General features: G+C 59.9%; 17 protein-coding genes and 1 pseudogene. 10 read left to right on the top strand and 8 right to left on the bottom strand.

Annotation, left to right across the window (positions count from 1 at the left end):
• Nucleotides 1-19: 19 nt before the first annotated feature.
• The 5 genes from pqqC to HU764_RS14585 all read left to right on the top strand — a co-directional run bounded on the left by pqqC (nt 20) and on the right by HU764_RS14585 (nt 5,125).
• Nucleotides 20-772, top strand: coding sequence for a pyrroloquinoline-quinone synthase PqqC (gene pqqC / locus HU764_RS14605; protein WP_027596451.1), 753 nt, complete (start codon nt 20-22; stop codon nt 770-772).
• Nucleotides 769-1,041, top strand: coding sequence for a pyrroloquinoline quinone biosynthesis peptide chaperone PqqD (gene pqqD / locus HU764_RS14600; RefSeq protein ID WP_027596452.1), 273 nt, complete (start codon nt 769-771; stop codon nt 1,039-1,041). The genes pqqC and pqqD overlap by 4 nt, the downstream gene beginning before the upstream one ends.
• Complete coding sequence (pqqE, locus tag HU764_RS14595) at nt 1,019-2,161, top strand: pyrroloquinoline quinone biosynthesis protein PqqE (RefSeq protein ID WP_186702739.1); 1,143 nt, start codon at nt 1,019-1,021, stop codon at nt 2,159-2,161. Before pqqD ends, pqqE begins: the two co-directional genes overlap by 23 nt.
• 89 nt (nt 2,162-2,250) lie before the next feature.
• Nucleotides 2,251-3,414 carry an alcohol dehydrogenase-like regulatory protein ErcA gene (gene ercA, locus HU764_RS14590; RefSeq protein WP_186676248.1) on the top strand — a complete coding sequence of 388 codons (1,164 nt, stop codon included), beginning with the start codon at nt 2,251-2,253 and terminating at the stop codon, nt 3,412-3,414.
• Nucleotides 3,398-5,125, top strand: a complete 1,728-nt coding sequence (locus tag HU764_RS14585; protein ID WP_186702738.1) for a PAS domain-containing hybrid sensor histidine kinase/response regulator — start codon at nt 3,398-3,400, stop codon at nt 5,123-5,125. Before ercA ends, HU764_RS14585 begins: the two co-directional genes overlap by 17 nt.
• Before the next feature lie 61 nt (nt 5,126-5,186).
• On the opposite strand, the gene HU764_RS14580 is transcribed toward HU764_RS14585, so the two are convergent.
• From HU764_RS14580 to HU764_RS14555, 7 genes are all read right to left on the bottom strand, one after another.
• Complete coding sequence (locus tag HU764_RS14580) at nt 5,187-6,362, bottom strand: M20 aminoacylase family protein (RefSeq protein ID WP_186702737.1); 1,176 nt, start codon at nt 6,360-6,362, stop codon at nt 5,187-5,189.
• Between the two features lie 4 nt (nt 6,363-6,366).
• Nucleotides 6,367-7,653 carry an MFS transporter gene (locus tag HU764_RS14575; RefSeq protein ID WP_186676251.1) on the bottom strand — a complete coding sequence of 429 codons (1,287 nt, stop codon included), beginning with the start codon at nt 7,651-7,653 and terminating at the stop codon, nt 6,367-6,369.
• A 320-nt stretch (nt 7,654-7,973) separates the two neighbouring features.
• A complete protein-coding gene (locus HU764_RS14570; RefSeq protein WP_225935655.1) occupies nt 7,974-8,630 on the bottom strand; it encodes a LysR family transcriptional regulator substrate-binding protein in 657 nt (218 codons plus the stop codon).
• Nucleotides 8,631-8,648: 18 nt separating this feature from the next.
• Nucleotides 8,649-8,891: a LysR family transcriptional regulator gene (locus HU764_RS27720; RefSeq protein WP_338109073.1), complete on the bottom strand. Its 243-nt coding sequence runs from the start codon at nt 8,889-8,891 to the stop codon at nt 8,649-8,651.
• A 131-nt stretch (nt 8,892-9,022) separates the two neighbouring features.
• Complete coding sequence (locus HU764_RS14565) at nt 9,023-10,165, bottom strand: porin (RefSeq protein WP_186702736.1); 1,143 nt, start codon at nt 10,163-10,165, stop codon at nt 9,023-9,025.
• A 379-nt stretch (nt 10,166-10,544) separates the two neighbouring features.
• Nucleotides 10,545-11,210, bottom strand: a complete 666-nt coding sequence (locus HU764_RS14560; protein WP_186702735.1) for an RraA family protein — start codon at nt 11,208-11,210, stop codon at nt 10,545-10,547.
• A 99-nt stretch (nt 11,211-11,309) separates the two neighbouring features.
• Nucleotides 11,310-12,209 carry a LysR family transcriptional regulator gene (locus HU764_RS14555; RefSeq protein WP_099453863.1) on the bottom strand — a complete coding sequence of 300 codons (900 nt, stop codon included), beginning with the start codon at nt 12,207-12,209 and terminating at the stop codon, nt 11,310-11,312.
• Between the two features lie 176 nt (nt 12,210-12,385).
• On the opposite strand from HU764_RS14555, the gene HU764_RS14550 reads away from it, so the two are divergent.
• From HU764_RS14550 to HU764_RS14535, 4 genes are all read left to right on the top strand, one after another.
• Nucleotides 12,386-13,735 (top strand): MFS transporter, encoded by a 1,350-nt coding sequence (locus tag HU764_RS14550; protein ID WP_186676272.1) that lies wholly within the window; start codon nt 12,386-12,388, stop codon nt 13,733-13,735.
• A 59-nt stretch (nt 13,736-13,794) separates the two neighbouring features.
• Nucleotides 13,795-14,457, top strand: coding sequence for an RraA family protein (locus tag HU764_RS14545; RefSeq protein ID WP_186676274.1), 663 nt, complete (start codon nt 13,795-13,797; stop codon nt 14,455-14,457).
• 189 nt (nt 14,458-14,646) lie between these two features.
• Nucleotides 14,647-15,822, top strand: coding sequence for an MFS transporter (locus HU764_RS14540; protein ID WP_186702734.1), 1,176 nt, complete (start codon nt 14,647-14,649; stop codon nt 15,820-15,822).
• Nucleotides 15,812-16,453, top strand: coding sequence for an alpha/beta hydrolase (locus HU764_RS14535; protein WP_186676278.1), 642 nt, complete (start codon nt 15,812-15,814; stop codon nt 16,451-16,453). The genes HU764_RS14540 and HU764_RS14535 overlap by 11 nt, the downstream gene beginning before the upstream one ends.
• A gap of 36 nt (nt 16,454-16,489) precedes the next feature.
• Here HU764_RS14535 and HU764_RS14530 read toward each other — a convergent pair.
• A pseudogene (locus HU764_RS14530) lies at nt 16,490-16,738 on the bottom strand (hypothetical protein); the annotation flags it as partial.
• 158 nt (nt 16,739-16,896) lie between these two features.
• On the opposite strand from HU764_RS14530, the gene HU764_RS14525 reads away from it, so the two are divergent.
• The gene (locus HU764_RS14525) at nt 16,897-19,410 is read left to right on the top strand and encodes a hypothetical protein (protein ID WP_186702733.1); all 2,514 of its coding nucleotides are present in this window, start codon (nt 16,897-16,899) and stop codon (nt 19,408-19,410) included.
• Nucleotides 19,411-19,621 lie beyond the last annotated feature (211 nt).

Below are 19,621 nucleotides of genomic sequence, written 5' to 3'. Positions count from 1 at the left end.
CGTGCCCTGGAGAACCGCAATGACCGACACCCCCATGACACCCCCTGAATTCGAAGCGGCCTTGCGTGCCAAGGGCGCCTATTACCATATCCACCATCCCTTCCATCAGGCGATGTATGCCGGGCGTGCGACCCGTGAGCAGATTCAGGGCTGGGTTGCCAACCGCTTCTACTACCAGGTCAACATCCCGCTCAAGGACGCGGCAATCCTCGCCAACTGCCCGGACCGCGAAGTGCGCCGGCAATGGTTGCAACGGGTGCTCGACCACGATGGCGCGCCGGGCAGCGAAGGCGGTATCGAAGCCTGGTTGCGCCTGGGGGAGGCGGTCGGGCTGACGCGTGAGCGCATCCTCTCCCAGGAGATGGTCCTGCCTGGGGTGCGTTTTGCCGTGGACGCCTACGTCAATTTCGCCCGCCGCGCAGGCTGGCAGGAGGCTGCCAGCAGCTCGCTGACCGAACTGTTCGCGCCGCAGATCCATCAGTCGCGCCTGGACAGCTGGCCCCAGCACTACCCGTGGATCGATGCCGCCGGCTACGACTACTTCCGCACACGCCTGGGCCAGGCGCGGCGCGACGTCGAACATGGCCTGCGTATCACCTTGGCGTATTACGTGACGCGTGCCGGCCAGCAGCGGATGCTGGAGATTCTGCAGTTCAAGCTCGACGTGCTCTGGAGCATGCTCGATGCCATGAGCATGGCGTATGAGCTGGAGCGGCCGCCTTATCACAGCGTGACCCAGGAAAACGTCTGGCATCGGGGGATCGCCCTGTGAAACTGATCGACGGCGAACAGGTGCTGGGGTTGCGCCGTGGCTACCGCCTGCAATGGGAGCCGCGCCAGGATTGCCATGTGCTGCTGTACCCCGAGGGCATGATCAAGCTCAATGCCAGCGCCGGTTGGGTGTTGGAGTTGCTGGACGGCCAACGGTGCGTAGCGGCGATCATCGACGGCTTGGCGCAGCGCTTCCCCGATGTACAGGGGCTGGACGAGGATGTGCTGGCGTTTCTGGAGGTGGCCCGTGGCAAGCACTGGATCGAATGACACCCGCCCGGGGCCGCCGCTGTGGTTGCTGGCGGAGCTGACGTACCGCTGCCCGTTGCAATGCCCGTATTGTTCCAACCCGTTGGACTTTGCCCAACATGGCCAGGAGCTGAGCACTGAGGAGTGGATCCGCGTGTTCCGCGAAGCGCGGGCGATGGGCGCCGCGCAGTTGGGCTTTTCAGGCGGCGAACCGCTGGTGCGTCAGGACCTGGCGCAGCTGATCAAGGCCGCGCGGGACATGGGCTACTACACCAACCTGATTACCTCGGGTATTGGCCTGACCGAGCAGAAAGTCCGCGACTTCAAGGTCGCCGGGCTCGACCATATCCAGATCAGCTTCCAGGCCGCAGATGAGGCGGTCAACAACATGCTGGCCGGCTCGCGCAAAGCGTTCGCCCAGAAGCTGGCGATGGCCAAGGCAGTCAAGGCCCAGGGTTACCCGATGGTGCTGAACTTCGTGACCCATCGGCACAATATCGACCAGATTGCCGACATCATTGAGCTGTGCCTGGCGTTGCAGGCGGACTTCGTGGAACTGGCGACCTGCCAGTTCTACGGTTGGGCCGAGCTCAACCGTGCCGGCCTGCTGCCGACCCGCGAGCAATTGCAGCGGGCCGAAGCCATTACCCAAGGGTATCGCCAGCGGCTGGAGGCGGAGGGGCATCCGTGCAAGCTGATTTTCGTCACGCCGGACTACTACGGAGAACGCCCCAAGGCCTGCATGAACGGCTGGGCCAACCTGTTTCTCGATATCACCCCAGACGGCACTGCGCTGCCGTGCCACAGCGCCCGCCAGTTGCCGGTGGCTTTCCCCAACGTGCGCGAGCACAGCATCGAGCACATCTGGAACGATTCTTTTGGCTTCAACCGCTACCGTGGTAATGATTGGATGAAGGAGCCCTGTCGCTCGTGCGATGAAAAGCACCAGGACTTGGGCGGCTGCCGCTGCCAGGCGTACATGCTCACCGGCGATGCCGCCAATGCCGACCCGGTGTGCAGCAAGTCGCCGCACCACGGGGTGATCCTCAAGGCCCGGGAGCAAGCGCAAACAGCGGGGCAGGGCATAGCGCAGCTGACCCTGCGCAACGAGCAGGCGTCGCGGCTGATTTTTCGTGGCTAGGCTGGGCCCCCGCTTTGGTCTGGTTGCTTTCGCCGCGGGATGCTTTACGCTGGCGATTACCTTCCAGAACAATAAGAACAGGCTTTCCAATGAGCCAGAGTTTCAGCCCGCTTCGCAAGTTCGTTTCGCCTGAAATCATCTTTGGTGCCGGCTGCCGGCACAACGTCGCCAATTACGCCAAGACCTTCGGTGCGCGCAAGGTGTTGGTGGTCAGCGACCCCGGCGTAATTGCTGCGGGTTGGGTGGCGGATGTCGAGGCCAGCCTGCAGGCCCAAGGCATCGACTACTGCCTGTACACGGCCGTGTCGCCCAACCCGCGGGTCGAAGAGGTCATGCTCGGTGCCGAGATCTACCGGGAAAACCACTGTGACGTGATCGTCGCCGTCGGCGGCGGTAGCCCGATGGATTGCGGCAAGGCGATCGGCATCGTGGTCGCCCACGGGCGCAGTATTCTCGAGTTCGAAGGGGTGGACATGATCCGCGTGCCCAGCCCGCCGCTGATCCTCATCCCCACCACGGCTGGCACCTCGGCGGACGTGTCGCAGTTCGTGATCATTTCCAACCAGCAGGAGCGCATGAAGTTCTCCATCGTCAGCAAGGCGGTGGTGCCCGACGTCTCGCTGATCGACCCGCAAACCACCCTGAGCATGGACCCGTTCCTGTCTGCCTGCACCGGCATCGATGCGCTCGTGCATGCCATCGAGGCGTTTGTGTCCACCGGCCACGGGCCGTTGACCGACCCCCATGCGCTGGAAGCCATGCGCTTGATCAATGGCAATTTGGTACAGATGATCGCCAACCCGACCGATATCGCCCTGCGCGAGAAGATCATGCTGGGCAGCATGCAGGCGGGGCTGGCGTTTTCCAATGCGATTCTGGGTGCGGTCCACGCCATGTCCCACAGCCTGGGCGGCTTCCTCGACTTGCCCCACGGCTTGTGCAACGCGGTGTTGGTGGAGCACGTGGTGGCGTTCAACTACAGCTCGGCACCCGAGCGTTTCAAGGTGATTGCCGAGGTGTTCGGCATCGACTGCCGCGGCCTTAACCACCGGCAGATCTGCGGGCGCCTGGTGGACCACCTGATCGCCCTGAAGCACGCGATCGGCTTCCACGAAACCCTGGGCCTGCATGGGGTGCGTACGTCCGACATCCCGTTCCTGTCGCAACATGCGATGGATGACCCGTGCATCCTCACCAACCCCCGCGCGTCGAGCCAGCGTGATGTCGAGGTCGTTTATGGCGAGGCCCTCTGACGAGCAGCAGCGAGCGCTCGCCGGGCTGCTGGGGCTGGGCGACCACTCGGCACGCAAGAGCCATTACCCGGAGCTGGCAGCCCGCCTGGACGAGCTGGAGGCCGAACGCAACCGCTACAAATGGCTGTTCGAAAATGCCGTCCACGGGATTTTCCAGGCCAGCCTGCAAGAAGGCATGCGCGCCGCCAACCCCGCGCTGGCGCGCATGCTTGGCTACGACAGCCCGCAGGCGGTGCTGTTTTCCCTGACGGACCTGGCCGCCAACCTGTTTGTTGGCGGCGCCGAAGAGCTGCATGCGATCACTGCGACGCTCGCGCGCGAACACAGCCTGCACGGCTACGAAACCCGCTTGCGGCGCCGTGACGGCAGCCACCTCGATGTGCTGATGAACCTGCTGCTGAAGCCTGGCCACGAAGGGCTGGTCGAAGGTTTTGTCGCCGACATCACCGAACGTAAGCAGGCCCAGCAGCACCTGCAGCAACTCAACGACGAACTCGAACAACGGGTCGCCGCGCGGACCGATGAACTGCTCGAGGCCAACCGCAACCTGCAGCAGCAAATCACCGAGCGTAAAGCGATTGCCCGCGCCCTGCGCGATGCCCGCGACGCCGCCGAAACCGCTAACCGCAGCAAGGACAAATACCTGGCTGCTGCCAGCCATGACCTGCTGCAACCGCTCAATGCCGCCCGCCTGTTGATTTCGACCTTGCGCGAACGGCAGTTGCCGGAGGCGGAGCAGGTGCTGGTGGAGCGTACCCACCAGGCCCTGGAGGGCGCCGAAGACCTGCTGACCGACCTGTTGGACATCTCCCGGCTCGATCAGGCGGCGGTCAAGCCCGACGTGGCCTTGTACCGCCTCGACGAGCTGTTTGGCCCGCTGGTCTCGGAGTTCAGTTCGGTGGCGGACGCTGAAGGGCTGAAGCTGCGGGCGCACATTGGCGACTATGCCATCAACACCGACCTGCGGCTGATGACACGGATTTTGCGCAACTTTCTCAGCAACGCCTGCCGCTACACCGACGACGGCAAGATCTTGCTTGGGGCCAGGCGTCGCGGCAGCCACTTGCGCCTGGAGGTCTGGGACACCGGGCGGGGCATCGCCGAAGATCGGTTGGAAGCTGTTTTCCTTGAGTTCAACCAACTGGACGTCGGCCGTGCTGCCGATCGCAAAGGCGTGGGCCTGGGGTTGGCTATCGTCGAGCGGATCGCCAAGATTCTCGGTTACCGCGTCCAGGTACGATCGTGGCCGGGGCGTGGCTCGATGTTCAGCATCGAGGTACCGATCGGCACAGAAGTGCCGCTGCCTGCTCACCCGGCTATGCCGCAAGCCAGCGCCGGAAACCCGTTACCCGGCCGCCGGCTGCTGGTGTTGGACAACGAAGTGAGCATCCTCGAAAGCATGGGCGCGCTGCTTGGGCAGTGGGGCTGTGAGGTGGTGACTGCAACCGATCAGGCCGGTGCCCTGTTGGCCTTGCGGGGGCAGGCGCCGGAGCTGATCCTGGCGGATTATCACCTGGACCACGGCGTTGTGGGTTGCGAGGTGGTCAGGCACTTGCGCGAGCATTTTGCCGTCGCCATTCCAGCGGTGATCATTACCGCGGACCGCAGCGATCAGTGCCGGCGGGCCTTGCAGAAGCTTGGCGCGCCGCTGCTGAACAAGCCCGTCAAACCGGGGAAGTTGCGGGCGGTGTTGAGCCAGTTGTTGGGGTAGGGCGGTTAGGGCAAAAGGGTCCGCTGCGATGGGCTGCGCAGCAGCCCCAATAACAGCCCACTCAGTCGCCCAGGCAATCCTGCACGATCCTCACCCAACAATCCGAACCCAAGCCAATCAACTCATCATTGAAATCATAATGTGGGTTGTGCACCGAGCAACCATGGAACTCGCCTTCTCCATTCCCCAAGAAGAAGTAGCACCCCGGGACCTCTGTGAGCATCCAGGCGAAATCCTCAGTGGCCATCAGCTTTTTGCCGCGTGAGAGCAGTGCCTGCGGCGCGAACAAGGGCGCCAAGCTTTGCCGCACCTGGCGCGTTTGCTGCTCGCTGTTAACCAGCGCAGGCGCCAGTTGAACTGTTTCAAGGGTGATCGTCACGCCATACACCTGTTCATGCCCACGCACAATCTCTTCCAACCGACGGTTGATCTTCTGCTCGGTTGCTGGGGTATCGGTGCGCACGCTCAGCAGCATCGAGGCAGTGTCTGGAATGATGTTGTAGACCGTGCCGGCCTTGACCATGCCAATGCTGATCACGGCATGCTCATCGACCCCCAGGTTGCGCGACTTGATGGTCTGGATGGCATTGATCAGGCTGGCTATTACCGGGAACGGGTCGACGCTGCGTTCGGGCATGGCACCATGCCCGCCGCGCCCTTGAATCTGGATGCTGACTTGCTGCGAAGCGGCCATCGTCGGTCCGGCTTGCACGATTGCAGTGCCTACGGGCACGCCGGGGAGGTTGTGCAGTGCAAAAATGGCGTCGCACGGGAAACGGCTGAACAACCCGTCATCCATCATCGCTTTGGCGCCGCACAACCCTTCTTCATCCGGTTGGAAAATCAGGTTGAGCGTGCCATCGAATTCGACTGACTGCGCGATGCGCCAGGCCGCGGCAAGCAGAATCGCGGTATGCCCGTCATGGCCACAGGCATGCATGCGCCCGTCAATGCGGCTGGCGTGGGTAAAGGGGTTTGCTTCCTGCATGGGCAGTGCGTCCATGTCGGCACGTAAGCCGATGCTGCGGGTGCTGGTGCCTTTGCGCAGTACCCCGACTAGCCCATGGCCGCCGATACCGCAGTGCACCTCATAGCCCCAGGAGGCCAGTTTGTCTGCCACCAACTGCGCAGTGACAGGCGTGTCGCCACCCAGCTCGGGGAGGCTATGAATTTCGCGTCGCAGGCGGACGAAGGCTTCGAGTTCTGCCAGCGAAGCGGCAGCGGTGAGGGTATTCATAGGGTCATTCCCGTCCAGGGTTTTCAGGGTATAGCGCCAGGCAGATCAGGCTGATCACACCGCCGACGAACAGATAGAGGGCGGGCGCTAGGGGGCTTTCGAGTGCACCGGTCAGCCAGGTGGCAATCAAGGGCGAAAAGCCGCCGAACAGCGTCACGCCGAAGCTGTAGCTCACTGCCGTACCCAGCGCGCGCGAGCGTTTCGGGAAGGCTTCCATGATCAGCGCGAAGAACGCCCCGGAGCCTATGCAGCCAGGCAGTACCAAGACTGCGATAACCAGCATGGCCAGCATCAGGTTGTTGCTCAGACTCAGTACATACAGGGCAGGGCCTGCAAGTACGACCGGCAAGGCAATGGTCCAGACCAGCAGTTTTTTGCGCAGGACATGGCGATCGGCAAAGCGTCCGGCCAAGGGCGTGATGATGGCCAGGCAGGCGCTGGCGACACAGGCCACTGCAAGGGCGCTACGTTGCGGGTAGCCGAGCGAAGACGTGAGGTACGCAGGCATGTAGAAAATGAACAGATAGATACTGATGGTCGCACTGGCCATCAGGCCAATGGCAAGCAGCGTATGGCGCATGTCGAAATGGTCACGCCAGTGCCCCTGGTTTGTGGATTCTGCTTCATGGGTTTCCGGCAGGCAGCGGCGGATGTACCAACCGACCGGCCCTATCAGCAAACCCAGCATAAAGGGAATGCGCCAGCCCCAGTGCTCCAGCGCATCGGCCGTGAGGCAACTGCTCAACAACAGCCCGATGCCAGCACCAACCAACGCGGCGTATCCTTGGCTGGCCGCTTGCCAACTCACGTTGTGGCAGCGGTTGGCTGTGGTGCTGGACTCCATGAGAAACACCGACGCGGTGCCGATCTCGCCACCTGCCGAGAACCCTTGGGTCAGGCGGCCTACGATCAAAATGACTGTCCCCAGCACGCCGATCTGGTGGTACGTGGGCGCGAACGCGATCATCGCCGTGCCCAAGGTCATCAAGCCGATGGTCAACCCCAGTGCTGCCTTGCGACCCTGCCGGTCGGCAAAACGGCCAATCACCACAGCGCCCACAGGCCGCATCAAAAAGCCCACGCCAAAGGTGGTCAGGGATAACAGCAACGAGGCCATTGCTGATTGGGCGGGGAAGAAGTTTTTAGCGATCACCACGGCAAAAAAGCTGTAGATGGTGAAGTCGTACATCTCCAGGGCGTTGCCTAGCGCGCAAGCTACAGTGGCCTTTCTTGACGCAGGTCGTGTGCTGCGGGAAGCGCAGGCGAGGGAGGGCGCGTGTGCAGTGGACATCAAGGTGGTCCCGTCTTGTTATGGTGTCCACCGACTATCAGTTATTTTGTTGTCCCTGGCGCTTACGCTTTTGGGCGCGACTTAACCATTGGTTAATCCATTACGGATTGCTGGGTGGCTAGCGCACTCAAACCGAGCCGTTGCCGTCGTTTTATCGAGCGCCTGCACCTTCACTGCACAGCAAGGCACCTGAACATTGGGCCAAGGTTCGATCACAACAGGGGATACGCGCCTGATACTGCAGGGCAGGCGGGGTACTTAACCAAACGGCAAAGCGTTGCGTTAATTCGATATCAAATGGGCCCACATGCTGCCGCGGGTCATGCGCGCAGCGGCTCGCTGGTGCTCAGCGTCGCACGAATCTCGTAGTACAAGTCGCGTGCAGACGTCGTCATGCTGTGCCGGTCTGTGCAGACTTGATAGATGGGGTACTCAGGAATGCTCTCTTCGACCCGCACCTGGACCAGGTCCTCGCTCAAACCGTGGGTCAGCATGTTGTCCAGGGCGGCTTCGCTCAGTGTCATGATGGCGTCGGAGTGGTGCAGCAGGTGCAGGGCCAAGTGTACGGACGAGCATTCGGTGATCCGCGAAGGGAGTTGAATCTGATTGTCCTCGAACATCTGGTAGAACTGCGAGGAGTGATCATCCATCGCATCAAGGCTCACCCAACTGGCCTGCAACAAGTGGCGCAGTGAGCGCGCATTTCTGAGGGGATGGGTTTTGCGGCAAACGACAAGCCCGGGCATGCGGGTTAGCGCTTCCCAGTCGAGGTTGAGGCGTTGAGTGTGCTGCTGCGAGGTCACTGCAAAATCCAGTGTGCCGTCGCGTATCTGCTGGATGATCTGGTAGGGGCGCAGTTCGATCAACCGGATCCGCACACGCGGGCTACGCGCCTGAAAAGCGGTAATGCTGGTACCCAGGCCTTTCAACACCGCGGTCAACGAGGTCACGCCGACGGTGACCTCGCCAATCTGCATGTCCTTGATGTTTTCGGCTTATAGTTGCAGACGTCGCAGGCTTTCCATCGAAGACTGCGCGTGACGGATCAGGCGCCGCCCTTCTTCTGTAAGGGTCATGCCTTTGTGCGAGCGCTGCATGAGCGACAGGCCAAGTTCACTCTCCAGTTCCTTGATCGATCGGCTCAATGCAGGTTGAGTGACATGCAGCGCTTGAGAGGCCTCGCTGAGGCTACCGGTCTGATGTACTGCGACCAATGCTCTGATTTGGTGAAATTTCACGTGCAGTCAGGTCCTTGCTCTGGCGTGGGGAAGCGAGCCTGTACCGGGGTTTACAGGGGCTGACATGCTCAATGATTTGACTTCACCTATCAAGATGGGGCGTCAAGACTTCAGCGGCACAGGCGCTCAATCTAGAAGTGGTAATACATGCCGACAGCCAGGTTGCGGGGATCATCGCCCGTTTCTTCGAGCGGGATGCCCGCGTAACTCAGTGACGATTTGGCGCTGTTATGGATCATCGCTACCCGTCCATAAACCGCCCAGTTGGGCTTCAGAAAGTGGTCGTAGCCAATCATCACGCCTGTGGCGTCTTTGCCACCTGTTTCGACATTACGCTGCACCACCAGCAAACGCGCAACGTCGGTTTTACCGACCGGTGCCATGAGGCCGAGCGTCCAGGCCGTCATGCTAGGGGTGTTGTGCAGGTCCACCTCCTGGCGTTGCCACGTCAGGCTGGATGAGAAGGGGCCGAAATCGTAGAACGCAGAGGCGCTTGTAAAATGGTTGTGTGTTTGGCGCTGCTGGCCATTGTCCTGCCAAGGGTCGCTGAGGTAGTCGTTGAATGACCCCAGCAGCATCATCCTGGCGTTGGCGTACTGGAGCTTCACGCCTTTCCCCCGAACAGTTTTGCCCGCACTTGCGGTGTCATCAAAGCCGAACGTGACTGCCGTGCCTACGCTGAACCCGCCTAGCGTTGGCGTGGTGTAAGCCAAGGTATGTTTGGGGCGCATGTCCAGATAGTAGGCACCTTTGCCTGATGGCGGCAGGGTCAGGAAGGTGTAGGGCGACCCATATACAGCGAGAAACGGATCGGCGTAGCTGGGTGTACTCATGTTGTACGTTTTACCAAACTCCAGCTTGCCATAGCGCTTTGAGCGCAGCGCGGCTACCGCCAGGCGTAGCGAGCCCACTTGCTTCCAGTGATGCTCAAGTGCTTCGCCATTGAGGTTGAAACCCTCTTCGATATCCAGTTCCAGTGCCGTGTCATCCGCGACCGCCTTACGCAGGTAAAGGCCCAGTTTATTAGTCCATGCGCCACCCCCCTCGACCCGCAGGCCTTCGTGGTGTTGCGCGTCATGGTAAGAGGCAAAGGCGTCGACGGTTCCGTACAGCTTGAGGGTGTCGTCATAGCCTTTATCCACGTTGTAGTACCCGAACCCTGGGGCGATCCTTGCCAATGCAGGAAATCCTTCGGCATTTGCCTGCTGCACACTGCCCAGGCTCACCACCATGATCGCCAGTAACGCGTGTTGCTGATGAAAAGAAATGCACATGCCCGAGACTCCTTGCGCCTCAATGAACCCTGTGCGCAGCCTCCATCAAGTTTGCTCAGACCAACATTAACTGTTTGGGCAGCCTATGTTTCTTGGCTAACGTGCGGCGTAAAGGGCCTGAATAGACAGGCAGACATGTACGCGTTGAATGGTAGGGGGCGTGCGGGTAGGCGTGGGGCGTGTGCTGGAAACGCTGGAAACGGGTGCACACGGCCACTGCGAGGGCGATAGGCGCACCTGAATTAGGCATTTCAGTGAGCCTGTTTAGGCACGCTTTACCTAAATGGTTAAGCCCTTGCACAAAGGGCAAGGCTTGCGTTGAGCCCTTGCCGACGCTGGATGGCGCGCCGGCTAGCCTCGAATGGCAATTCAGTTCACTTCAGTTCGACAAGCCTGCCTTATCCAGCACCTTGTGGAGCCACGACTGGTCCAGTTTACCCGTGGCAATCTCTGCCTTGACGGCCTCTTCGTGAGCCTCGTGTTCGCGCGCTTTGCCTAGCACGAGTTCAGCCAGGTTCTGGGGGAACGCGACGATGCCGTCTTCGTCAGCGACGATGATGTCACCGGGTGAGACGAGCATGCCACCAATCGAAACCGGCACGTTGATTTCGCCCGGCCCGCTCTTGTAAGGGCCGCAGTGCACGACAGCCCGTGCATAGCAAGGGCTGGTCTTGAAGCTATCAACGTCGCGAATCGCCCCGTCGACGATGAAACCAACGCAGCCACGCTGCTCTGCGTAGAGCTTGATCAACTCGCCGATGACCGCATTGTTGGTGTCACCCTGGGCATCGATGACCAGTACGTGACCGGGTTCGAGCAGTGTCAGTGCCTTGTAGATGAACAGGTTGTCGCCGGGGCGTGTTTTGACGGTCAGCGCAGTGCCGACCAGCTTGCCCGAGGTGTTGTAGCGGTTAAGCCCTCGCGCGCCAATGTGTCGACCCAGGTTGTCGCTGATGTGCGGCGTGACGACCGATCGGAACGATTCGATCACATGCGCAGGGGCGAGTGTTGGCGACGGCAGGATACGAGACCCGGGTAACAGCATGACAATCTCCTGAATGGCTTGACCCAGTGGGGTATGGGTCGATGGTAGGAGAGAACTGCCGTTACTTTTAGCGATATTTTTTGATTAAAAAACATCGCCTCAGGTGATGATAAGCCGGGTGAAGTCGCAGGCCTGTTGCGCCAACCGCGCCACTTCATTGCTGAGCCCTTGGTAGCGGTCAGCCCGGTGCACGCAGACATAGCTGATCGGCGGCAGTGGCAAGTCGGTTTGTATGACCTTCAATCGGCCCTGCTCGATCATCGAGCTCATGCATTGCCTGGGCAGGTAGCTGAGCCCGACACCCGAAATCGCCAACCCGACTTGTGCGACCAGGTAGTTGCTGGTGAGTGTCTTGGTCAGCCGCACGTCATGTTCCGCCAGCCAGCGTTCGTAGGTTTTCCCGGTGCCTGAGCTGCCTCCCTGGGTGAGTACCGTAAACGACGACAGCGATTGCAAGTCCATGGGCGCGTCACTCGGGTACAGCGAGGGTGAGCACATCCACGCGTTTTCGACAGAGGCGAGCGGGGTACTGATGAAGCGGGCATCGCGGAAGATGTCAGGCACGATGATCAGGTCAAGCTCGTCAGCCTCGAGCCGGCGCAACAGGTCGGTGCTCAACTCGATCGAGGGTTCCAGATCGACCTTGGGGTAGGTCTGGTGAATTTGATCGACCAGGTTCGGCAACCACGTGAGCGCCGTGAGTTCCGTTACGCCAAGCCTGAAGCGTCGGACCAGCGTTTCTTTAGAGCTGATGCGCTCCAGCAGGTTATCCCGCTGGCGCAACATTTCAACGGCGCAGCCATGCAGCTCCAGGCCTTTTTGGGTCAGCCGGGCGCTGCGTTTCGAGCGGTCGAAGATGGCTACGCCAAAGGCATCCTCGAGCTCTTGCACGCGTTTGGAGATCGCCGATTGAGACATGTTGAGTTTGGCGGCAGCCGCTTCAAAGCTGCCCAGCTCGACAATCCAGTAGATGGCCTCGATTTGCTTCAGCGTGATCATCGCGTGCTCCAGGTATGAAAAGCCCGTTTCAGAGCGGCCCCGAAGTGATTTCAAGGCAGGTGAGTGAAAGCGATTGTCCACTAAAAGTGATGATAAGTGGTGAGTATTTGTCGCTTTTTTTCTACCTTTGCGGCGCCTAGATTACCGCCGAATTACAAAAACAAAGGTATGTACCTATGTCGATCGCTGAAGTTGCCTATGCCAAAGGGCGCAGCAGTTACCGGTGGATCGTGGCTGGCATGATCTTCTCGATCTACACCATCGCTGCCGCCGACCGCGCCAATCTCGGCGTGGCGTTGCCTTTTATTCGTAAAGAGTTCGAGATGAGCAACGCCGAAGCGGGTGGGCTGATGAGCCTGTTCCTGCTGGCTTATGCCTTGGCACAAATCCCGGCAGGCTTGGCCTTCAGCCGCCTGGGCGTGAGCCGGATCTTGCCGACCGCCATGGTCATGACGTCGGTGCTGACCGGGTTGGTGGGTACCGCAGGCTCACTGCTGGCGTTGAAAATCTATCGGTTCGGCCTGGGCCTTGCCGAAGGGCCACTGCCGATCAGCATGACCACCACCATCAACAACTGGTTTCCGCCGAGAGAAAAGGGCATTGCTTCAGGCATTTTTCTGTCTGCGGTCAAGTTCGGCCCGGTCATCGTACCGCCGCTGTGTGCCTTGATCATCGCGGTGTGGGGCTGGCGCGAGGTGTTCTATTTCTTCGCCGTGCCGGGCATTTTGCTGTCGATCGCTTGGTACTTTCTGATTGCCGACCACCCTTCGAAAAGCCGCTTCGTCAATCAGGCGGAGCTTGATTACATCACTGACGAAACGCCGCGCGACAACGTCGCCAGCACTGAACCCACCGTGCAGACGACCTCAGGGCGAGGCTTCGAGCGCCTGGACTTCTTCATTCGTCGGCGCGAGGTAGCGGCGCTGGAGACCAAGCGCCAGGTCTTCGGCTCGTGGTTGATCTGGGGGAGTGCGCTGGCGTACTGCTTTCAGCTGGGTGTTTCCAGCGTACTGTTGTCCTGGATCCCCACCTACCTGATCACTGTCAAAGGCTTCTCGTTGATGAACATGGGGTTGGTCTCGGCTGCGCCTTGGGTTGGGGCCGTGCTGGGCAACTTGTTGGGCGGCTATTGCTCGGACCGTTGGTTGGGCGGGCGGCGCAAGCCTGGGATGCTGCTTTCAGCGCTGGGTACCTCGGTGATGATGTACCTGTTGATTCATTCGCCTGCCGACCCGTTCTCGTATGGCCTGTTGCTGATGGCGACCGGCATCGTGCTGAGCTTCGGGTTCTCTTCTTACATGGTTTACCCAATGGCACTGGCGACCAAGCAGACGTTCCCCGTCGCCAACGCCATCGTCAACATGGTCGGGCAGCTGGGGGCCGCGGCGACGCCGTTTTTGACCGGCTTGTTGCTTGACAGTTATGGCTGGAACTACGTGTTCTCTTACCTTGCGATTGGTTCGTTCGCCAGCTTTGTACTGTTGCTGACGATTCTGGAGCCGGTGCCGAAGACTCAAAAGGCGTGACCTCACGGCCTGTGGTGTCACCCGTTGTGATCAATCCGTCTGTTTGAAAGGAGCTAATGATGCACGCAGAAGATAAAGCGCTGGTCGCACTGTTCGAAGGGCTGGACACGCCCGGCGTCTCGGATGCCTTGGACAAGCTCGGCCTGCCTGGCCATTGCTTTGGTGTGATGCCGCTGGACAACTACAAGCAGGTGGTCGTGGGGCCGGCGTTCACGGTGAAGTACGTATCGGCGAGCGTGCCACCGGGCACCGTTGGTGATTTCATCGAAGAGGTCGCTGAGGGCGATATCGTGGTGATCGACAATGATGGCCGCACCGACTGCACCGTGTGGGGCGATATCATGACTCAGTATGCCGGGGCCCGGAAGATTGCTGGCACGGTGATCGACGGCGTCTGCCGCGATGTGAACAAGGCCTTGGGCGATGGCTATCCGCTGTTTACCCAGGGGCGTTTCATGCGCACAGGCAAGGACCGTGTCCAGGTCGAATCGGTCAACCAGCCGGTTTCCATCGGCCAGGCCCGTGTCTGCTCCCGTGACATCATCGTTGCCGATGCCAACGGCGTTGTTGTAGTGCCGCGTGAGCGGGCGCAAGAGGTTGCCCAGGTTGCCCGTCAGATCGAAGCAGTCGAAGCGGATATCCGTGCGTTGATCAGCGAAGGGCGCACCCTCAAGCAAGCGCGCGATGCGCTGAATTACCACACCTTGCAACGCAAGTCCTAAGTGGCATTGTGCTGACCCTTGCAGGTGCAGGGGTCAATAGCTGTTATGCCCAGAGGGTTTAGCACCGCTCGCAGCATCGCCTTAAACTAGGCGCGTGCGTCCCGCGCACTGATTCGTTCGTCTTGTTGAAGGTTTACCGTGCACGCCGAAGCTCGTCTACCCGGGGCCCCTGGCATTTTTTGCCTGGGCATGCTGCAGATTCTGGTCTGGGGCGGCTCGTTCTTCTTGCTGGCGGTCATGGGCGAGCCGATAACGCGCGAGACCGGTTGGGGCAGCCAGTGGGTGTACGGTGCGTTGTCGCTGAGCTTGATGGTCTCGGCCCTGCTTGCGCCGCTGTCGAGCCGCCTGGTTGCCCGTTACGGTGGCCGGACACAACTGGCCAGCAGTGGCGTGATCGTTGCTCTCGGGTTGTTGATCATCGCGGCTAGCCAGACGTTGCCGACGTTTTTGCTCGCGTGGGTGATCATCGGTGTTGGCATGGCCGCCGGGCTCTACGAAGCGCTGTTCGCGACATTGGGTGCGCTGTATGCCGAGCGTGCGGGTAAAGCCATCACCGGCATCACCCTGATTACAGGGTTTGCCACAACGCTGTGCTGGCCGCTGGTGGCATTTGCCATCGAGCATGTGGGCTGGCGCTACGCGTGTGTCGGCTATGCCGCAGTGCTTCTGGTGACCACGCCGTTCTACCTCAAGGTACTGCCGAGCGCTGTCCGGTCAGCGCCGCGCAAGCGCCTCATCGAGCAGAGCAGTGCGGGCGTTAACCGACGCGTGTACCTGCAACTGACGTGGATCTTCGCGCTGGGTGCGGTCATCATGACCGCCATTTCGGTGCAACTGGTCGCCGTTCTGCAAGGGCTGGGCTATTCGCTGGCTGCAGCCATCGCGCTTTCGGCGTTGTTGGGGCCGAGCCAGGTCGCCTCGCGGGTGTTGCAGATGCTTGCAGGCAAGCGTCACCCCATTTGGACTGCATTGGTGTCAGTCGTGCTGGTTGCGGTAGGCGTATTGCTAGTCGCGTTTGTGCCAGGCGCGACAGCGGCAGGCTTGTTACTCTACGGCCTGGGCAACGGGCTGCGAGCGATCGTGCGCGGCCTGCTACCGCTGGCGTTGATGCCACCGTCGCAGTACGTGGTGTTGATGGGCAAGATGTCGCGGCCTTCACTGATCGGCCAGGCACTGACACCGTTAGTTGGCGGCTACCTGCTGCAGCACTTCGGTGCCATGGGGGTGCTCATGGCGTTGGGCTGTCTGGCCGCGATCAATGTCGGGCTGGTAGTGATGGTGTTGCGCGCGTTGCCAGCAGCCAAGTCGGCACCGAATGAAACGGACGAAACGATAGCGGTCGATGGAGATAGCGATGCACGATGATGCACGAAGCGAACAACTGATCACGGGCCCGGCCGGGCTGATCGAATTGATTGTCGATGAACCGGTGTTGCCCGTCAGGGGCATTGCGGTGGTCAGCCATCCGCAACCCTTGCTGGGCGGCAGCCCACACCACGTGGTACCTCTGACCTTGGCCCGCAAGCTGTGCGCTGCAGGCTGGCGCGTGGTGCGCCCGAGCTTTCGCGGAGTGGGGCAAACCGCTGGCACACATGCCGAGGGAGTAGGTGAGGCCGAAGACAGCATTGTCGTCGTCAGGCACCTGCAGGAACGTTACCCCGGGCTGCCCATCGCACTCGTCGGCTTCTCGTTTGGTGCGCACGTGTTTGCCCGGGTCGCGGTCACGCTGGAAAGCTCGCTGCATGCTGTCGCGTTGTTGGGGCTGCCGGTGGGAGAGGTGCCTGGCGGGCGGTTCTACCCAGCGCTGCCGTTACCCTCCCGCTGCCTGTTGCTGCATGGCGAGCACGACGAGATGGCGCCGCTGGCCAACCTGCTTGATTGGGCACGGCCAGAGCACCGCCCGGTCATTGTCTATAGCGCGGCCAATCACTTCTTCAAAGGCTGCCTGGCGCAGGTAGCGGACCAGGTGGTCAGGCATTTGAACGAGAGAAGCTGAAAGCCAGGCAGGATTGATGTATAGCTGCCTGGTATCTCAGGCATTCGCGGGAAACACAGCTTTCCCTAGGGATGCTCCGATCAACTGTTGTCGAGCCATCCACAGGTTCGACAGGGCGAACAGCGTGGTCAACTGAGCGGTGTTTTACATCAGCCCACGAAAGCGCACTTTCACGTAGCCAAACTGACGCCTGACCACCCGAAACCGATGCTCGACCTTGGCGCCGATATGCACCTTCATGCCGAAGAAGTATTGGTTACCTTTCTTCGTCTGATGCATCTCGGGGGTTGGTAATGTAGTGGTCATGCAGTGTCCGGCACTCTCAAAACTATCACTTTTACCAGGTGTTGAAGTGTTCCCGTGTGTGTAACGTTGCTGAACGCACCTGCGCGTTTGTTTTCCTTACCTTGGACGGCTCCAACTGCATCGAAGGATTGAAAAAAATGAGCTCAACAGTGATAGCCCTCCCCGTTAATCCGAATAGCATTGTGCCAGGCAGTTCTGCTGGCATTGACGATCTGCGCATCGAGTTTGATCTTCACTTGAAGAACCGCTATCCGAAAGAGGCGATTTCAGATTATCCAAGGCCTATGGTCATCGGTGCCACCTGGCCTGTCTCAATCGCGGATGTGGGTATCAACCACGAGGAAGTCTGGGACCCTGACGACGGCGTGGTGGTCGTCATCCCTGCCTTCAAGGACATGGCCGTGGATGATTGGATCATCGCAGACTGGAGCGGCAAGAGAGTACCCGCGAAGGTCGTAGCGGACGACGTGAGCAACCAGTATCTGACAGTGATCGTGCCCAGTGCCTTCATCAAGGAAAAAGATGACGCGCAAGTAAAGTATTCCGTTACACGCAAAAACAGCGCTGGCGCCTATGGCACTGTGGGCACTTCACAGGTGTTGATTGTTAAGGTGCGATTCGGCCAACCGGGGCATGTGGGTAACGCAGCGCCTGTGCCGTTGAATGCACCCACCCTGACAACGCCGGCCACGGGGCCGGCAGGCGAAAGCGACGCCAAGAGCGGCGTGCAAGTGACGATTGCGGCTTACACGGGCATGGCGCCCTTCGATACGGTCGTACTGTATTGGGGCCATGAAACCGTTGAGCGTAGCGTGGAGGCGGCGCACGTGGGCAAGCCGATTGTCGTCACCGTGCCGGAGGCTACAGTACTGGCAGCGGGAGACAGCAAAGACCTTGAAGTGGATTACTACGTCGATGATGAGGTTGGCAACGAGTCCGAATGGTCGGTAACCACCCGTGTACAGGTCGCCGTATCGAAGCTTAAGTTTACTGCACCCACCCTCAGCGATCTGGAAGACCTGAAACGCACTATTGTCCAACCTTTCAATTTGGACATTTATGGCAGCAGGGGGCTGGAAATTAAAGCTGACCCCGGCAATTTCCAGCCAGGCGATAGTGTAACCGTCAAATGGAAAGCCACTACCGAAGCAGGCCTTGCTCAAGCATCCGATCTGGGAACTGTGGATATAACAGCTGCTGGCGAAGTGCTTACCTTTACACTGCCCCACACGGAGTTATGGGGCCTCGCCAATGGTTCAGGCAGCGCTTATTACGAAGTAAAACGCAATAATACGGTCACGCTGTCACAGTCAGCCACCCTTGATTTCATCGGCACGCGTGCATCCAACGCATTGCCCGCAGTGTCGATAGACGGCGCCGCAAGTGTGGATAATGGCTGGTGGATCGACTCTGATCTGGCGGTGGCAGACCTGGTCATTCCTCAACTGGCCAATCTGATGACGGGTGATGTTGTTGACGTCGTGATGCGCGGGGTTGCTGCCGACGGTCGTAGCCTGGTATTCAAACCCAGAAAGCATCGTGTCACCGCAGTCCAGGTCGGCAGTGAATTGCGGTTACGCTTGGACGGGCCTAAGTTCCTGCTGCCCCTGGAGGGTGGCTATGTGGATATCTACTACACCGTGAAGCGGGGCAAGAACAAGGTCAAGTCGTTATACCAGCGATTCTACGTTGGTTATCTTGCCGAGACGCTGCCGGCGCCCACCACTGAAACCGATCTTTCCGGTTCCAATAATGTGTTGGACCCCGGCCGGCAGGAGTTTGCACACGGTGTTTATATCGCGCTGCCGGATCTATGCGCGGTGAAGGGGGATTATACGCTTCAAATGATCTGGGAAACCTCGGAAGGGGGGTACCATGAGCAGTCGCAAGACATAGACGCAGGCGATACCCCGACCTCGTTCCAGGTGCCTGCCGCTGAACTGACGCTCAATGGAAACCCGATTGATGTTGTTGTTTACTACATTGTGTCCCAGGCCAACACACCTGATCGTGCGTCTGCGGACCTGGAATTTACAATCGCAACGCCTGCGATGCTGGTTGCCCCGTTGGATGTCAGCCAAGCCCCGATGGTGCTGCGCGGAGGGGCCATCGAGATGTGTCAAATGGTGGCCAATGCCTGGGCCGTTATCCCGCCCAAAGTCAATGGCAATATCGCAAGGTCCCAACAGCGATTGCCCACCGGCGGCACCCCTCCGTATACCTATGCTTCAAGTACCCCAGCCATTGCTCGGGTAGATGCCGACGGTCGTGTCTGGCCATTACGCAATGGCGACGTAACCATCACGATCACCGATGTGGCGAACAAAACCATCAGCTATCCGGTGCAGGTGAGTTATTGCTTCAGGGTGCTGATCGGCCCAGGCAGCTACAATTTGGTCAGTGCCGAGAGTTTTGTCAGAGCGGAGTCGGCCCTGCCTGTGAACGACGACTTGATCCCGGATCTGCGTGTATTATACGGGGCACAGTTGCCATTAAATCGTCATACTTGGACAGGCCATAGGCTTTTTCATGAAGGGTTCAACAATGGCCCAGGCTCCGGGTCTTTCTATCACGTGGCAACAAAGACAATTCACTTTGCGAATTCTTATAACACGAATGTCACAGGCGCCATGGCAATGAAACCTGTCTAGGTTTTGTACGAAAAGTATGGTCATCCATCGTTGTGGGAGCGGGCTTGCCCCGCGATCTGCCGCAACGCGGCTGCACAGCAGCCCCAATAACAGCCGATGACGCTTAACTGACTGGCATTAGGGTAAAGCCCTGGTTATCAGGTCTTACCGGCGCACCCTCCGCAGATTTCACCGCGAAAACTGCGTGATCATTTGCGGCGCTCTTTCAGCA

Origin of the sequence: Pseudomonas kermanshahensis (assembly GCF_014269205.2) — a bacterium.
Lineage (GTDB): Bacteria > Pseudomonadota > Gammaproteobacteria > Pseudomonadales > Pseudomonadaceae > Aquipseudomonas > Aquipseudomonas kermanshahensis.
The sequence above is the reverse complement of the archived record's forward strand: the minus strand, read 5'-3'. Positions and strand labels throughout refer to the sequence as shown.